Annotated in this window: 15 protein-coding genes; 3 read left to right on the top strand and 12 right to left on the bottom strand. The window is 61.9% G+C overall.

Annotated elements, in window-relative coordinates; all coding sequences use genetic code 11:
• Positions 1-12: 12 nt before the first annotated feature.
• The 9 genes from asnS to IPM54_04930 form a co-directional block, all read right to left on the bottom strand.
• Positions 13-1,404 carry an asparagine--tRNA ligase gene (gene asnS, locus IPM54_04970; protein ID MBK9259168.1) on the bottom strand — a complete coding sequence of 464 codons (1,392 nt, stop codon included), beginning with the start codon at positions 1,402-1,404 and terminating at the stop codon, positions 13-15.
• Positions 1,405-1,486: 82 nt separating this feature from the next.
• Complete coding sequence (locus tag IPM54_04965; GenBank protein MBK9259167.1) at positions 1,487-2,767, bottom strand: hypothetical protein; 1,281 nt, start codon at positions 2,765-2,767, stop codon at positions 1,487-1,489.
• A 7-nt stretch (positions 2,768-2,774) separates the two neighbouring features.
• Complete coding sequence (locus IPM54_04960) at positions 2,775-4,517, bottom strand: protein kinase (GenBank protein ID MBK9259166.1); 1,743 nt, start codon at positions 4,515-4,517, stop codon at positions 2,775-2,777.
• Positions 4,518-4,571: 54 nt separating this feature from the next.
• Positions 4,572-5,891, bottom strand: coding sequence for a hypothetical protein (locus IPM54_04955; GenBank protein ID MBK9259165.1), 1,320 nt, complete (start codon positions 5,889-5,891; stop codon positions 4,572-4,574).
• Complete coding sequence (locus IPM54_04950; GenBank protein MBK9259164.1) at positions 5,888-7,222, bottom strand: hypothetical protein; 1,335 nt, start codon at positions 7,220-7,222, stop codon at positions 5,888-5,890. The genes IPM54_04955 and IPM54_04950 overlap by 4 nt, the downstream gene beginning before the upstream one ends.
• Positions 7,223-7,287: 65 nt before the next feature.
• Positions 7,288-8,940: a DUF2254 domain-containing protein gene (locus IPM54_04945; GenBank protein MBK9259163.1), complete on the bottom strand. Its 1,653-nt coding sequence runs from the start codon at positions 8,938-8,940 to the stop codon at positions 7,288-7,290.
• A gap of 56 nt (positions 8,941-8,996) precedes the next feature.
• Positions 8,997-9,851 (bottom strand): hypothetical protein, encoded by an 855-nt coding sequence (locus tag IPM54_04940; GenBank protein ID MBK9259162.1) that lies wholly within the window; start codon positions 9,849-9,851, stop codon positions 8,997-8,999.
• A gap of 103 nt (positions 9,852-9,954) precedes the next feature.
• Complete coding sequence (locus IPM54_04935; protein ID MBK9259161.1) at positions 9,955-10,302, bottom strand: hypothetical protein; 348 nt, start codon at positions 10,300-10,302, stop codon at positions 9,955-9,957.
• Complete coding sequence (locus IPM54_04930; protein MBK9259160.1) at positions 10,290-10,589, bottom strand: hypothetical protein; 300 nt, start codon at positions 10,587-10,589, stop codon at positions 10,290-10,292. The genes IPM54_04935 and IPM54_04930 overlap by 13 nt, the downstream gene beginning before the upstream one ends.
• Before the next feature lie 382 nt (positions 10,590-10,971).
• Between IPM54_04930 and IPM54_04925 the strand changes: the two genes are divergently transcribed.
• The 3 genes from IPM54_04925 (at position 10,972) to IPM54_04915 (ending at position 14,154) form a co-directional block, all read left to right on the top strand.
• Positions 10,972-11,607, top strand: coding sequence for a tetratricopeptide repeat protein (locus IPM54_04925; protein MBK9259159.1), 636 nt, complete (start codon positions 10,972-10,974; stop codon positions 11,605-11,607).
• A 209-nt stretch (positions 11,608-11,816) separates the two neighbouring features.
• A complete protein-coding gene (locus tag IPM54_04920) occupies positions 11,817-13,139 on the top strand; it encodes a thioredoxin family protein (GenBank protein MBK9259158.1) in 1,323 nt (440 codons plus the stop codon).
• An 85-nt stretch (positions 13,140-13,224) separates the two neighbouring features.
• Positions 13,225-14,154: a hypothetical protein gene (locus IPM54_04915; GenBank protein ID MBK9259157.1), complete on the top strand. Its 930-nt coding sequence runs from the start codon at positions 13,225-13,227 to the stop codon at positions 14,152-14,154.
• On the opposite strand, the gene IPM54_04910 is transcribed toward IPM54_04915, so the two are convergent.
• From IPM54_04910 to IPM54_04900, 3 genes are all read right to left on the bottom strand, one after another.
• Positions 14,149-15,117 carry a hypothetical protein gene (locus tag IPM54_04910; protein ID MBK9259156.1) on the bottom strand — a complete coding sequence of 323 codons (969 nt, stop codon included), beginning with the start codon at positions 15,115-15,117 and terminating at the stop codon, positions 14,149-14,151. The two genes, IPM54_04915 and IPM54_04910, sit on opposite strands and share 6 nt — an antisense overlap.
• Positions 15,118-15,181: 64 nt before the next feature.
• A complete protein-coding gene (locus IPM54_04905; GenBank protein MBK9259155.1) occupies positions 15,182-15,823 on the bottom strand; it encodes a DUF4912 domain-containing protein in 642 nt (213 codons plus the stop codon).
• 52 nt (positions 15,824-15,875) lie between these two features.
• Positions 15,876-16,676, bottom strand: coding sequence for a tetratricopeptide repeat protein (locus IPM54_04900; GenBank protein MBK9259154.1), 801 nt, complete (start codon positions 16,674-16,676; stop codon positions 15,876-15,878).
• Positions 16,677-16,734 lie beyond the last annotated feature (58 nt).

The raw sequence follows: 16,734 nt of genomic DNA, 5'->3' as shown, positions 1-16,734 counted from the left end.
CATTCTCGCATTTCAAAAATCGCAATGCCCCGGCGTGCGCGGGAACGGAATCACGTCGCGGATGTTCCCCATTCCGGTGCAAAGCAACACGAGCCGTTCGAAGCCGAGCCCGAATCCGGCGTGCGGCGCCGTGCCGTATTTGCGCAAGTCCACGTAAAACGCATAATCCTCCTCGCGGAGTCCCACTTCCTTCATGCGCTGCAGCAGCACGTCGTGGCGCTCTTCGCGCTGACTTCCGCCAATGATTTCGCCTACTTGTGGCACCAGCACGTCCATGTTGCGCACGGTTTTCCCGTCGTCGTTGAGGCGCATGTAAAACGCGGTGAACGCCTTCGGGTAATCCGTCAGAATGACCGGCCGCTTGAAATGCACTTCGGTCAAGTATCGCTCGTGCTCGGTCTGCAATCCCACGCCCCATTCGACGGGATATTCGAATGTTTGCCCCGATTGCTTCAGAATCTCGACGGCTTCCGTATACGTCGCTCGCGCAAAAGGTCCCGCCACGATCGCTTCGAGGTTCGACTTCAATCCTTTTTGTACGAATTGGTCGAGCATGTTCAGGTCCTCGGCATTGCTTTGCAATACCGCCCCGATCACGTGCTTCAAAAACGCTTCGGCAATGGCGGCATTGTGATCGAGATCCGCAAACGCCATTTCCGGCTCGATCATCCAAAATTCGGCAAGATGCCGCGTCGTATTCGAGTTTTCAGCTCGAAACGTGGGACCGAACGTGTAAATGTTCCCGAGAGCCATTGCATAAATTTCACCCTCGAGCTGCCCGCTCACGGTCAAATTCGTGCGTCGACCAAAAAAGTCCTTCGAATAATCGACGGCGCCTTCGGGAGTCTTCGGAACCTTGTCCAAGTCGAGCGTCGTGACCTGAAACATTTCGCCCGCACCTTCGCAATCGAGCGACGTGATGATGGGCGTTTGCACGTAGAAAAACCCGCGCGAGCGGAAGAAGTCGTGCACGGCCATCGCGAGCGTGTGACGAATGCGTGTAACCGCGCCAAACGAATTCGTACGCGGACGCAAATGCGCAATCGTGCGCAAAAAGTCGAAACTGTGCCGCTTCTTCTGCAGCGGAAAGTCTTCCGGGGCAAACCCATACACGTGAACCGACTCAGCCTTGATCTCGACCGCCTGCTCCTTGCCCGGACTCGCAACCACGACCCCCTCGACCCGCACGCTCGAACCAGTGCCGAGCTGCTTGACGTCTTTGTCGTAGTTGGAAAGCGAAGCATCCGCGACGACCTGGAGATTCTTCAAACACGAACCGTCGTTGATCTCCAAAAATGAAAAATTGCCCTTGGAATCGCGGCGCGTGCGAACCCAGCCGCACACGACGACGCGATCACCAACCGGCGCCTTGTCGAAAATCTCCTTCACGCGGTGAATCTGCATGGATGACTCCGAAGATGAGATGAGAAATGAGGCGCGCGTGCACACGACGCGCCCCGCATAGGTAACATGTCCCGACGTACGTTCAAAATCTTCCGGACAAACCCACGGTACCCAGGCCAATTTGTGGCTCGATCGTCGTCCACACGTGGGCTTCCTTCTTCGCCGGTGCCGAGGATCGACCAGACGGCAAGAGCCATAGCGTAATCGCCAAGGCGCCAACGACACCACCGCCAATCGCGAGGCCCGCACCTACATTCGAAAACAGACGCCGCTCGTCGTCGCGCGCCTTGATGTCCGCATACGACGTTGCCGGCAAACTCGTCCCAAGTTCGCGGTTCTTCGCTAAATCTTCGATCTCCGCCTTGCGCGATGCGGCCGTGCCGAGAAGCACTCCGCCCACGGAACCGAGCACCACGGCCGAGCCCGTTGCAATCCACGCAAGCGTGCGCCCGCCGCCTTTTTGAGGCGATAGCGCCACCCTCGCAATGCTCCCGCGCTCGACCTCGACCTTGGTGCTTGCCGAAGCCTCGCCGACTTCCATCGACACTTCATGCTTGCCCGGTTCGACCGCAACGCGGCCGGAATCATCGGGTTCGACGGGTTTGTCATCCACGAACACGCGTGCCGCTGATGGGACATCGCCGAAGGACACGAGCGCCTCGCGCTTGGGGACGGCAACCGTTTGCTTGCCCGAAGTGACGAGCAAGTCACCGAACTTGTCTTGCGCGACGAGGGAGATCTCGAGGGTCGCACCCGGACGAATGAAGGACGGATCCAGCGTTCCCCGGAGAGGGCCCTCGGGCGAAGGAGCCAAGGGCAGGTCGAACGAGCCTTCGAGCGCGCTCGAACGCACGCGCGCTACGACGCGAAGCCAAGTCGGAGCTTTTTCGACATCGGCCGACAGACGCACCGGCTGCCATGCAACTTCGGGAGCGGCGACGGAAATGTCACCGAGTTTCACGCCTGCTTTGTCGATACGCTCCTTGCGCACGCGCTCGGCTGCGGCGCGACAAACCGCTCGCACTTTGGGCGATTGATCGCGCGCAACTTCGGGATCGTAGCCCGCTGCAACGACCGCTTTTGCGCAGGCTTGTTGCCCACCAGCCTCGCCCTTCGTCACGAGCGCTGCGGTGGCTTCGAGCAGGCCTGCTTCGACGGCGAGCGTTGGGGGGAGGTCGCTTTTGGGAAGGGTCGAAAGCGTGCGGAGCGCATCGGCAAATGCGCCGTTTTCCGTTTGCTCACGAGCCTTTGCAACGATGCTCGAGAGATCCTGCCCCCACGCCGGCGACGCACTCGGCCCGACAATCACCGCGGACAGGACGACGGACCGGACGAACAAGTTGCTACACCAACGATTGGCCATGACAAACTCACTCGGTTTTGCGCAAGTCGAAACGAATCGACGCCGGCTTGCCAGGCTTGATCGTAACGGACGAACTGCGCGACGCGCCTAGTTCGGAATTTCGCACGGTAACGCTGTGCGGCCCCGGAGGAAGCGTGATCGGCGCAAGCGGCGTCGTGCCTACGCCTCGTCCATCGACGGTCACGTCTCCCCATGGAACCACGGAGACGACGAGCGTTCCTGGTTCGTTCGATTCCTCGACGGCCGGCGCCGGAGCAGGCGCTGGGGCCGGCGCCGGACTGTGTCTCCGGGTCGTCGTCGTCTTTCCTGCCTGCGGCAACGATGCTTGCGCCACTTCGCCACTCGAGGACGCAGCAGGCTCGGCCGATACGTCGCTCGTAGGTGCGACCGCGATCGCCTGCACGGGCGTGCTTTGTGCGGTGGTCGGAGCGGTCGACGAAGCGCTCGTGGGTGCGGGGTTGTCTCCCGGCGATCGGGACATGAGCAGGAACGCAAGGCCGCCACCGAGCACCGTGAAAGCGGTGAGCGCGATGATGGTGAGCGTCGATGAGCGACGATTTTCACCGGTATTTGCCGTGCCTTGCGCATCCGCGAAGCTGCCAACGCCGGTGACGCTGCGGCCAACCTGCGATGGATTCGACGCAGGCCCGACGCTGGACCCGACGGAGCTGCGCGACCCCGATGTGTTGACGGACGCTCGTCCCGCCGAGAGCGGTTCGGACAAACTCGCTCCGGGGTTCGTCGCGAGAGGGCCAGCTCCTGTGCCGAGCTGTACGTTCCATGCGGGAGGACGGTCGGTTTGCGGAGCTTGCGCGGCTGCAGCGGCGATCTGCTCGAGGCGCGCTTTGAGCTCGCTCTGCGCTTCTCGTTCGGCGCCGGGACCGCATTCGCGAAGCGCTTCGTCGAGCATCGTCACGAGCTCGCCGGCATCCGAAACGCGACGTTGTGGATCGATTTCGGTTGCGCGATCGATCGCGTACGCGAGCAAGCGTGGAGCGTTGGGAATGAGCTCGTGCACGCGCGGTACGGGCTCGACCGAAATCATCATGAGCAGTTGTGTCTGCGTTTCGGCCTTGCGCAGGCGACGCCCGAGGATGCCTTCGAAGAGCGTGATGCCGAGGGCGAAGATGTCGGCGCGGCCGTCGAACTTTTCGCCTCGGGCTTGTTCGGGCGGCATGTACGGGAGTTTGCCCTTGAACACGCCCGTCTCCGTGCGTTCGCCACCCATGCCCGAGATGCGCGCAACGCCGAAGTCCGTGAGACGCACGCGACCGTCACGCGAGACGAGGATGTTGGAGGGCGTGACATCGCGATGGACGACGCCACAGTTGCGGCCGTAGTCGTCACACATGGTGTGCACAGCCTCGAGCGCCTTGGCGACTTCACGACCGATGTACGCAACGGCGGCAGGAGATGCCGCGCCGGTGCGTCTGTACAAACGATCGAGCGCTGCGCCGTCGACGAAATCGAGCACGAGGTACAGGCCGCCTTCGGCGTTACCGAGCTCGACGAGACGAACGATGTTGGGATGATCGAGCTTGGCGATGACTTGCGCTTCCGCAACGAACGACTCGGTAGCGATGTCCCCGAGCTCTCCGGTACCGAGCAAGCGTTTGACCGCGACGCGACGTCGGAAGTTACGCGGGCCCTCTTCTTCGGCGAGCCACACTTCACCCATCGCGCCTTTGCCGAGCATGCGGATGAAGCGGTACTTGCCTGCAAAAAGCTGCGCCTGCGGATCGAACGTCATTCCATCCCTCCCCGGCGCACATCGAGCTTTGAGCGTAGCTTCATCACGTCGATCCTAAGGCTCCGGCAAGATCGCCATACGAATCGAACCGGTTTCGGCATCCGTTTCGAGCCACCCGACGAAGAGGTTGCCGCCTACGACGAGCGCTCGAACGGCCTCGAGAAGACGGGTCGAAAACCGAGGAATCGTGTGTACGAGGGTGGCTTTGCCGTTTGCCTCGTCGACAACGTACACGAAAATGTTTGGGCTGAAAGCATCTGCCCCGGGCGTCGCCACGATCGCCGGAGCACCTTCTCGTGCAACCCACGCTGGTCGAGGTACGTCGCGAATCGTAGGCAATTTATTACTGCCGACGGCAGATTCCTGGGCTTGCCCGCCCGGATCGACGGAGACTTTGCGCAGCTCTGCATCACCGGTGACGGGAGACGAAGCGAGTTTTTCCCCGGTGCGTTCGGAAGGCTTGATGTAGAGCAGGGACGAACCATCGGTTGCAACGGGAAGCGCCAAACGGCTGAGCGGCGCTTCCGTTTCTGCACCTGCATCGAGCACGTACAGAGCGCTTGGGCGTTCGTCGTCCAAAACCCACCACGAGCCCGTGCCGAAACGAAACGCATCGAAAACCCCGACCGCGACGGAGAGCCCATCACGTACGGGGTGATAGGTGGCATCGGGCGCTTTCAAGGTGCCGTCACGCTGCATGGAAAAGATCGCGAGATCCGCGACGGTCGACGTCATGGTCGTGCGGGATCGGACGTATCCAACATCCACCGAATCGCCGCGATCGAGCAGCTTGGGCAAGCTCACGGCACCGTAACCGACGGTATCGAGGCGCTGTTCCATGGTCCACGCAGCCTCGAATGCAGGCGCCGAGCTCTCGTTGCCCTCGGGCGGCAAGTCGACGCGATACGTGATGAGCCGCGGGTCGACCGAAGGATCATCCGCCAGCGACGGCGCACTGATGGCGACGAGCACGCGATTGCCGTCGACGGGGAGCACATCGAAATACGGTTCGAGCGAATCGGCTTCCGCGACAAACCGACTCACGAGGTCCATGCGCTGGCTGACGGCGCCACTGGTCGACACGCGCGCTCCGACGAAGGTTTGTCCCTCCTCGGAATACGCGTAGGACTGCCAGGCGACGAGGACACTTTGGGACTGCGGCACCATGCGCATGTCGACGCCGCGGATCGAACCAACGTGCGCGACCGTGATCGGGACGGGCGTGCCCGGCAGAGCGCACACGCCGTTGATGCAATCGTAGCCTTCGGGGCACGCGCCATCAGCGGAGCAGAGGGCAGGCATGTCGCCGAAGGATGGTTCGCCGCATCCAACAACGAAAACGAGCGATGCAGCGGCGAAAGCGCGCAAGTTCACGGAAGCCTCCGCGGGAAGGTCGATATGCGGCGCGGAGCCATCGATTTGTTCACGAGCGGTGTTGCACCCGTCTGAACGAACGGTGTCGCGGCGGCCCATAGATCCATGCTGCCGTCGTGGTATTCGACCCACGCGACGTACGCCTTGTCATCGCGGACAAACGCGCGCGCCGTGTACACCGGGTCAGTGCTTTGCCGCGGCACGCTCGCCACGATCCGGAGAGGTTCCGTGGGCGATCGCCATGCAACGTCGATCGTGGGCAGCGCGGTATCTTTCGACACGGGCGCTACGAGCACACCGCCATTGAATGGAACGCCAATGAAAGGTGATGCCGTGTCGGGCAGGCGGAACATGTCCACCGTCTCGCTACCGTTTGTCCTGTCCTTCAGCACGTACGCCGCATCGTACGTGCCTTTGACTTCGTCGTAGTTGCTGCGACGGATGAAAAACTCGTGGTTTTTCCAAACAAACAAGGGTTCGTCCGGGGTCTCGACGAACGTGGCCACGGGACTCATCGGGTCGATGGTGGCGAGCGCATAGTTTTCGAACCCGGTGCGCACCGTCAGCCACCCGTCGTCGGCTCGGAAAAGCTGGCAATCGCCGGACAGCGGCGGAATCGGATTCATGAGCTCGCCGAGCTTGGCCGTCGCGGTGAACGTGTTGTTCCACAACGACCCTTGCCGCTCGACGCGGAGCACGCGCGTCTCGCCGCCGCCCGAAGGCACGGTCCACGCTATGTGCATGATGGATCCGTCGATGACTGCGCTGACGTAAGGTGGCTCCACGCCGCCGAGATAGAGCGTGCTGGCCGTGAAGAGTTTCTCGATGGCAGCCGTGGTTCCACTCGCCACTTCGCGCTCGACGCCGAACAGGTCGAGCGTCATCTGGTCGCCGTCGATGTTGGGAAAGCGCAGCGTCACGATGCCGTAACGGCCATCGGGAAGCAGCACGACGGATGACGAGACGGCTGGGCCATCCTGCTGCGCAAGAATGAGGCGCGGCGGGTCGACGGTGCCATCGGACGCGACGTGAACTTCGTAGATGCCCTTGCGTCCTTGCGTGAAGTTGTCGTTGACGAGAAGCGTTGCGCCATCGCCGGTCGACGCGAACCAGAAGACTTCAGCCGGATTGATCCACGTCGCTCGCGTGGCATGCGTCGCGTCGAGCTTCACTCCATCGCGCACGCAGACGGAAACGCGACACGAATAGCCTTCGGGGCAAAGCCCTTCGCTGCCGCAAGCGAACGGAGTATCAGCGAACGAGGTATCGCTGAAGTCCAGCGAGCATCCGGCGGCGATGAGGGATGCAGCAATGATGAAGGAGCGGGCCAAGTGCCCGAGCATATCGCCAGTCTACTCCCGACCGCGGATTTTCGGGCGCGAAATGCAATGCGGCGTCAGCGGTTTGGCATGCTGGGCGGCGGCAAAGACATGCGGTCGGGCGTGATGCGCGGCGGTTCGGGATTCAGCGACACGGCGCTGCGAACATCGAGCCCTGGAAACCAATCGAAGAATTGGTGCAAACAGGCTCGCCGATCCGGTTCGATGTACTCGAACACGACACCTCGTTCATTGACTTCCCAAAATTCGTTGCTCGTCACACCAAGCATCTCTTGCTTGATGGATCGCAGCCGATCGCGGCGCTCGTCACGCATGTCGCGATGAATGAGCTGCGCAAGCTCCGTCTCGCCTTTGTACAAGTAATACGTTGCGAGTTTCACTTGAGCTTTGCGGACGCCTCGCAGTGATTGCTCCTGCTGGTCCGTTTCGGTTTCCTTGTCGACTTCGAGGAAAACACGAAGGAGCGCGTCACGAGCATCGGCGCCGAGATCGTAGGCGAGCTCGTTGAGCGTGCAGAGGTCGAACGCGATGGTTTCCGTGATGAAGGCAAGCTTCATCGTTTGCGCCGTTTGCGCGTAGTACTTGAAATGATTCGCAACGCGAATGGCTTCTTCGCCAAAGCCGTGTTTGAGGATTTCCTCGGCCAAGTAGCGGTACTGGTTCAAGCAATTGTATGCGGCCGGAATGTCGCGGGCGTTGAGCGCGCGGCGCATGTACGTGTTGAAAAACTTGATGACGGCTGCAAGCGCCGCTTTGTCGTTCGAGACGAGGGCTGCCTTGCCGATGTAGCGAGTGTCGATCGCGATGCGGTTGATGATGTCCGGCATCTGCGTGATCGCCTCGCGAAACACCATGAGAAATTGCCGGAGGGCCTTGTATTCGAGCCAGGTGCGATCGTTCGAGATCCGACCGAGCGCGACTTCGTTCATGCTGACGAAGTCAGGGTCCTGGAGCAGCCGGCCGCGAATGGAAAACCAGCGCTCGTCGATTTCACCCTTGTGCGGCATGTACGCAACGACGAGCTCGCTGATCGAATCGACGGTGTAGGACGCGATGCCCTTGTCCTTTTGCTGAATGGCGTTGAGGGCGATGTCGGCGAGCTGTTCGAGCGCAGAAAGCGCCTTCATGCGGCGCTCGTCGACCTCTTCCTCGGATTCGCTGCGCGACCGATGCAGAGCGTCTTCCACGCCAGCGGCGCGAATACGCATGACGATCTTGTCGGGCTCGAGGAAGTCGAACACGTACGCGAAGTACGGAGCCATCATGAGCAGGTTCAGCGTGAGCAGCGCGAGAACCGTGATGACGCCGTAGCGCGGCACGAACGAAGCATCAGCGCTCTCGACGGAACGGATGGCGTAGTTGACCCAGAGCGAATAGATGGCCGAGACGATGAAGACACTGATGACGGCGCGATTCGTTCCGTCTCGGAAAAACATCTCCGTGATGCGGGGCGTGTACCGCGTCGCTGCGAGCTGCACGATGATGGACGCGACGGTGATGACGATGCCGAGGATCGCGGCGATGACTTCGCCGGTGCCGCCCATGATGCGGCTGGCATCATCGGCGGACATGACGCCGAAGAAATCCGTCACGGCGCGCTGCGGTGCACCTGCCAAGTCGATTAGCCGGAATGCCGCGAACGCCACACCGCTGATCGCGAGGGGATAGAGCCAAAGGCCCTTCGAAACGGAAGGAGAGGGCTTGGTCACGAGCCTCTTGGCCAGGATACGCGAAGCGATCGCAAGGATGAAAGCCTTACGATGGCTCAGGCGCCGTCTTCGTTTTCCAGATCTTCGGCGAGGTAACTGAGAATGACCTCGTCGAGCGATTTCTCACTGATGAGGTCTTCGCCAAAAATCGACACGTTTTGCGCTGGGCGGCTCGACGCGAAGATCGCTGGGGAGCGCGCCTGTGAATATCGGTTGGCGGCCGCGGTCGACGGCGCTGCGTTCGCAAGCGTGCGATAGACACCCGCCGTGAAAAGCGCACCACCTTGCTTCACGGCAGAAGGTGGTGGCGAAAGATCTTGCAGTGCTGAGCCGACGTTGGGCTCTGCCGCTACGACGGCTTGCTCGAGGCCGCGGAAGTCGAGCTCGATCCCATCGCTCTTCGCAACGCCGATTTCAGGCGCCACAGGACGCACGCCGGACGAAACGGGCGGCGCTTTTGCCGATGCTGGCAAAACCGGGACTGCAACCGTTGGCGGGGCGACGGACGGTGGCGCTGGTACGATGCCAGAGACGGGAGCCGCAACCGACGCCGGTGGCGCAGCGGCGGCCGCAGCCTGGGCCGCCTGGGCCGCCTGAGCCGCAGCTGCAGCCGCTTGAGCCGCCGCGTCTTTCTCCTCGAAAATGTGATCGAATTGCCCATCGCGCAAAGCGACGAACATCGCTTTGTGCTGGTCCTTCATGAGCTGATGGACGATGTCCCGCAGGTTGGCCTCGTTGAGGTGCTCTGCGTACGACGTCTTCAGCGTCTTCAGGATGCGCCCGCCATCCGCGAACAAGTGCGTGATGACGTGCGGATGGCGGACCCCGGAGTCCTCCGTCTGCACATGGAAAACGCGTCCCTTGTGCTTGACGTTGTTGTTGAAGCCGAGAAGCGGAGAGATGACTTTCACGGCAATGGGTACGCGCCTCGAAGGGGAGCGCCAACCCTACCACAGCGATTCGGGCCGATGCCAAAAATGATGCGCGCCCAAGGCCGCTGCATCCGTCGCTGCTTCACGGCAGGCACCGCTCGAATTCGTCGGCGTTTGGCGCGCGCATCGCACAGTCGGCCTCTTCACGCGTGAGGTGCGTGGGGCAGCGAGCAAACGCTTGATCTTCGGCCGCGATCGCTCGAGCTTGCGCCTTGCGCCCTACGAGCTCCGCTGCGGTCGGCTTGGGATTGTGCGCATGCACGACGTGCTCGACGTATCGCTCGAGCATCGCATCACAATCTTCACGCGTTGGGTGTTCGGCCAAGGTTCGTCGAACCGAACGCACGCCGAGGATGCCCAAAAGAACGCCGACGATGACAAGCGTGGTCACGACTTCGGCGCGCGAGGCTCGCTCGATCAGTCGAGGCACCGATCCACCTGGTCCGCCGTCGTTGCCAAACGAACACACTGCATGGCCTTGTCGGTAACCCTTCTGCCGATGCACTTGGCCAAGAGCTGCTCACCTTGCGCCGCGCGCACGGCCTCGGTTCGCTTCTGTACTTCGGCTGGATCGGTGACGTTTTGCGCCTTGAGCTCGATCTCCGCGCTCTTGTCGAGGATCGCGTCGCAATCGGCTTTCGTGGCCGGCCGGCCGCAACCAAAGAGGCCGAGCACGACAGCGGTGGTTCCGAGTGCCGGCCCCCACGCGCCCATCATGCGAAAACCTCGAACGTCTCGGGTCATTTGACCGAGACATTGCCCCGCCGCAGCCCCGAACGCAACAGCGACCAGACGCTCGGCGGGCGAATCCGAGCCACGGGCGAATTGTTGACGTGCGGTGCCCGAGGCACACTGCTATTCTCAGTGGGTGCGCAAAGCGAAGGATGACGAGGGTTCCTTCGCTCCCGGAGGGGCCAGGCAACCCAAAACAGGACGACGGCCACCGCGTGATGCGCCGGCGGATTCGGCTGCTGCTCCCGCACAACGACGCTCGCGCGCGCCCACACCTCGGCCCAAAGCCGTCGTGCCCGAAGAGATGCTCCAGCGCGCCATGGCCGCGCCAACCCCACGTTCTCGAGCGATCTGGGCACGTAAAGGCCTGAGCACTCGGTCGAAGCTCGATCCCACCACGCAGGCGATGCTCCTGCGCCAGCTCTACCTCGCGCACTACGAAGAAGAACGCTTCGAACAAGCGATCCTCGCATCCGAACAAGCTCTGGTGCTCGATGTGCTTCCCGACGTGGCCCATCAAGACGCAGCACGTGCAAAACAGGCGCAAGGGGACATCGAGGGCGCAGCCACGCATTTGCGCCTCGCAGCTCGATCGAGCCCACCGAATCGCAAGGCGTTCCATTGGTGGACCCTTGGAAGCTTGTATTATTTGGACAAACGCTACATCGATGCAATCGCGGCGCTTTCCCGCGCGGCGCGCTGGGGAACCACGGACAAACCGCTGTACCAAGGTCATTTGGCGCTGGCGCAGCTAGCGAGCGGACAAACCGTCCCCAACATCGACCGCATCATCACGCGTCTCGCCGATGTGCCGGCGGGTGGTGGTTACGGGCGGTTCGTGCTGGGGCTTTTGGCCATCCACGCCGGTCGGCACGAGGAAGCGAAGAAGTATCTTCGCAGCTTCATCGATCGGAGCACCTCGGGTCGGCGCGCGATGGCCATCTCGCTTCGCGGCGAAATCGAAGCTGCTCGGATGGCGCTCGATGAAATTACCCCGCCCTGACGAAGTTCCTGGGGTCCCTACTTTACGCAACATGAGCCGAACGTCTTTCCGTTTGGTAGGATGAGACTGTGCGAACCGTCCACTGCCGTGATCTCGAAGTTCCCGAGCGCACTCGCTTTGCGCCAGGACAAACCTCCGCCAACGTAGCTCGTTTCGAGCCGCGCTCTTCTGCTACGCCACTTCTCGTCGGCATCCTCGTTTGCGTGCTCATGCTGCTGTCGCCCGCTGTTGCGTCGGCGGCAGAAGACACGCGAGATCTGTTCACGAAGCTGCGCGAAGACTACGGGCTGCTCGGAGGTGCCGTCGGTGCATTCATCGGCGGTCTGCTCACGTGCGCCACGCCGTGCGTGTATCCGATGATCGCCATCACGGTGAGCATCTTCGGCGCCAAGCAAGCTCAAAGCAGGCGGCAAGCGGTGCTTTTGTCGCTGTCGTTCGTCATGGGCATCGCGGTGCTGTTCACGACGCTGCTCGTGGGCGCGGCGCTCACGGGAAGCTTGTTCGGAGCCGCGCTGCAAAAGTGGTGGGTCAACGCGGGCATCGCGCTCGTGATGGCGGCGATGGCCGCATCGATGTTCGGCGCTTTCGAGCTGACGTTGCCGGAAGGCTTGATGCAGCGCCTCTCGGGCGTCGGCGGCGTCGGCTACGGCGGCGCGTTTGCCTTGGGCCTCGTCAGCAGCTTGATCGCTGCGCCCTGCACGGGACCGGTTCTCACGGGCGTGCTGCTCTGGATCGGCAAGACCCAAAGCGTAGTGCTCGGAGCGCTCGTCGGCCTGATGTATTCGCTCGGCCTCGGGCTTCCGTTCTTCCTCGTCGGTGCGTTCGCCGTGGGTTTGCCCAAGGGCGGCAAGTGGATGGTCGGCGTCAAGTCGTTCTTCGGCACCGTGCTGCTCGTGTGCGCCTTGTACTTCCTGCGTTACGCCATTCCGGCCATGACCAAAGTGGCACGCCATGACACGATGTTCATGGTCGCCGGCGCAGGCGCGATTCTCTTCGGCATCATCATCGGCGCCATCCACCTCGACTGGAGCGACGAAGGACCGCTCGTCAAAGTCCGCAAAGCGCTCGGCATCCTGGCCGCCACGGCAGGCGGCTACGTGCTGTGGGTGAGCATCGAGCTGCCCCCGGAAATGCCCGTCGTCCCCGTCGCCGAAGCAGCAACGAATGGCAACACGCCCGCCAAGCAGCTCTTGACCTGGGAACACTCTGAAAAGGAAGCCCTCGAAAAGGCGCAGCGCGAGAAGCGTCCCTTCATGGTCGACTTCACCGCCGATTGGTGCGGAGCTTGCAAAGAGTTCACCAAGCACACCTTCTCGGATCCTCGCGTCATGGAGAAAGCCGGCAACTTCGTCGCGGTGAAGTTCGACGCGACAAACGACGAAGATCCCCAGGTGGAACAAGTCAAGAAGAAGTACAACGTGGTAGGGCTTCCGACGGTGGTCATCTACGATTCGACAGGGAAAGAGCGAACGCGTTTCACCGAGTTCGTCCCTGCGGACAAATTCTTGAAGGCCATCGAAGGCATCAACTGAGAGAGTGTTCATCGGGCGCAGCAGCCTGATGAACACTCTCTGAAGATGCGCCTTGCCACCTCGCCAACCCCGCGAGGAGTCACGCATGCGTATCGCCTTCCGCCTCTTGTCTCTCGTCATCACCTCCCTCTTGATCGTTCTCACCGGTTGCTCCGGCCCTGACAAACCCGGCACGGGCGAAGTCATCGTCGGCGTCACGAGCTCCCTTCGCGTCGGCGTCGATCTGCTCGAGCTCCACATCGTGCAGAAGGTCAACGGCGAAGTGCGATCGGACAAGGTGCTGCGGTCGGATGGGGCTTCCCCGTTCACCTTGCCGCTCGAGCTTCCGTTTTCGAACCTGCCCGAAGGAGACGACGTCGAAGTCGAAATCGATGCGGTTGGTCCGAACGACTTGCCGCTGTTCACGAGGCGCGCGGCGACGACCGTGCTTGGCGATCGAAAACTGCTTCTGCGCGTGGATCTATCGAGCGCGTGTATCGGTCTTTCGGCGCCGACGTGCAGCGACACGCAAACGTGTACAGGCGGCGTTTGCGGGCCGGTCTACGTGCATCCAGCGCTCATCGAAGACTACTGGGCGGGCTGGACGAAAGGACAAACCGACATCTGCAAACCAAACGACGGACCACCTACGGTGCTCGTTGGCAAAGGCATGTCGGACTATCTGCCCGTGGACGACTACGAAGTCGCGCAGCTCGAAGCAGGCCCGCAGGGAGGACACCACATCTGGATTGCGCTGCGAATGAAGAATTTGCGGCAGTCGGGGAGCATCACCGCATTGAAGGGCTACATCAAAGAGCTCGACACCGACGCGAATCCCTTCACCGTGATCTTCACGTTCGACCCTGACGAAGGCGGGTACTGCAAGCTCTATGGATTGCGCTTTCAGCTCGATGGAGCCGTGAAGGTCGATCAGCTTCTCGGAAAAACCGTCAAGGTGACCGCGACCGTCAAAGACAAAGACGGCGACGTGGGCGTGGGTGAAAAGTGGGTGAAGTTGTCGAACGACATCCTATGAGCCACTCGCACGCGACGCTTTCCATCGCGAAAACCATCCACCCGTCAGCACGTCGAGCGTCACTTCCGCTTCGATCACAGACAGCGCCGCCTTCATCTGCGCGTCGGGATCCGCGACGGGATCATCCCTCGTCCGAACCGCTCGCTGCCACGAGAACAACGTCTCCAGCACACGCTCGCGCAGCTTTTTCCCAGCTTCCAGGCGATCTTCTCGCAGCCGTTCGAGCGTCACTTCTTCGTCCGCAAACACCAGTTTGTCGAGCTTGAACGTCGCGCGCGCCTCGAGCCACAAGCTCGCTTTCACCGTCGCCGTCACACGATCCGGGTCGTACTCCGTTGGAGACAGCACCTGCGCATCGTCGAGCTGACGCGTCACGCGAAAGCGCAGCTCAGGCAGAAGCCCCGACGTGCGAGCTCGCGAGGCCAGCCGCTCGACCCGCGACGTCGCCTGTTCGAGCCGCGCATGCTCGAGCGCCGCAGCAATGGCAGCTCGCGCCACGTTGGGCGTCACCACGAGGGGCACAGGCGATGCATCTGCGTCGCGCGCTTCTGCACGCGGCAATGGTGCGTCCGGAAGCACGGCAACCGGCACATCGACTGGAGTTGCGGCAGGTGCAGGTGCGGGGGTTGGTCGTTCCGCAACGAATCGTGAACGATCACGCGCGCGCCCAATCCGTTCGAGTGGAATGCCCAAGAGGGCCATCGCAGCGAAATCTCGCTTGCCATCGTCCGTTTGGACAAACGTGGCCTGAATGGCTACCCAGAGCGATCCAGTCGACACGGGCTCGCCCCACAATTCATGCGCCGGTTCGGGATCGACCGGGCCGAGCGACATCACCCACGGAGGCTCGTCATCAGGCTCCGTTTCGGCAAACGCGGGTGCGGATGCACTTAGCGCGCCAATGGCAAGACAAACGGTGAAGGGGGAAAGGACGAACGCACGAGAACGATTTCGTTGGCTCATGCTGCTACATCGTTTCGGGCGAGGAACGAGTTTCCTGTCCGGCGACGATTTTTTGAAAAAACTTTTAGCGCTGTCGTTGTTCGCCGGGACGCACCAATTCACTCGCGCCGCCAAGCATCGATCGAGGCGCGCGGTCTTGCTCATTTGCCGGCAAACCTCGCTGACCAAGGTCGAACGTGGGCCACCTTTCGCCAAGCTGTTCTCGTTCCATGGATGGAGGCACGGGCGGCAGTTGCGCCTCCTTTACCAAAGACGTCAGGTCGAAGCCCGGAATGACCGGTACTTCCAAGGTTTGTCCTGGCGGAACCATGAGAGGCATGCCTTCCGGCGTCCACCGAACGACGGTCGAAGCCACGGCAAATGCAGGCTCTTTGCGAGGCATCGCCACGGGATCACCAATCGCAAACGGAGCAAAGTCGCCGTGCTCGAGCCATCCCACGGCGATGCGAACATTCGATCCAGGCCGCACGCTGCGCACGTAGGCATCGCCATAGAGGGCATCGATCGGTAGATCACGTTGCTCGACGATCGGGCCATCCCAGCTCGGTGTGACCGCAACGATGCGCACGACCATGGTCCCTTCGGAACGGCGTGCATGCGCCCGAGCCAGCACGATCGGACGAACTTCCCAGTAGAGGTACACGGTGGTGGGCTCTACGGCGATGCCCACGATCTCGTCGACGTTGTACCTTTCGGGAAGCGGCAACTCCTCGATGCTCGGTCGTTCGTACGAATCAACATGATCGGATGTTTGGTCCTCAAACGAACGCGCGGCAGCCGGCTCCTCCTCGGGAGACGCTTCGATTTTTCTCCGCTGGTTCTTCGACCGGCGCTTCCTGCTGATCGACTTCGCGAGCGGCACTGGGTTCTTCCGGCGCCGACTGAACAGGAGGCATTTTGTCGGTATCCGGCGCGGCGCTCGAAGGCGCTGCAGCAGCTTCGGGCTCAACTGTTGCGGGTGCAGATTCCGCAGCAGGCGACGGAGCTTCGACCGCTTCCGGCGCTTCGGCGAAAGCCACGGGCGGAGCAGGCTCGTTCGCAACCGCTTCTTTCGTTTCGACGGTCGTCTTCGCTTCGATCGGAGCTGAAACGTCGTCTCGTTTCGAAGGCGCCTCGGGCCGCTTCTTTGCGGTGTTCTGCGTATCGAGACGCTGGCGCAGCGAACGTGCATCCGCATGTTCGGGCTCGCGCGCGAGGATCTCGTCGAGGACATGCAGCGCTTTGTCGAGGTGTCCCTGAGCTGCGTAGATTTCGGCGAGCGTCATCGTTGCAAGGGGCGGCGGTGCAACGGGCCAAGGCTTCGAAGACGGCGCATTACGGAGTGCTTTTGCAACATCGGGCAAATGCAGACCGCGCTCGATGACGCTCGCGAGCAGGCTGCGCGCCCGCCCAAGCCACCCGCGCGATCGCGCCTTTTCCCGCTCGCTCGACGCCGTGCGAGAAATGATTTCATCGATGAGCTCGGGAACCGTGAGGGAACGCGGGCGAACGATGCCAAGCTCACTGGCCAGCGCAACCAGTTCCTCCCGCGTCAAACCATCGAGCTTGTGCCGATCCATGCGGCGCGCAACCTAGCACGAACCTCGGGCGACGATAGGCAATGGCACGGCAAACCGA

The sequence above is a fragment of the Polyangiaceae bacterium genome (genome assembly GCA_016715885.1).
GTDB lineage: Bacteria > Myxococcota_A > Polyangia > Polyangiales > Polyangiaceae > Polyangium.
Note: the sequence above shows the minus strand (reverse complement) of the source record. Positions and strands in the feature narration are given on the sequence as shown.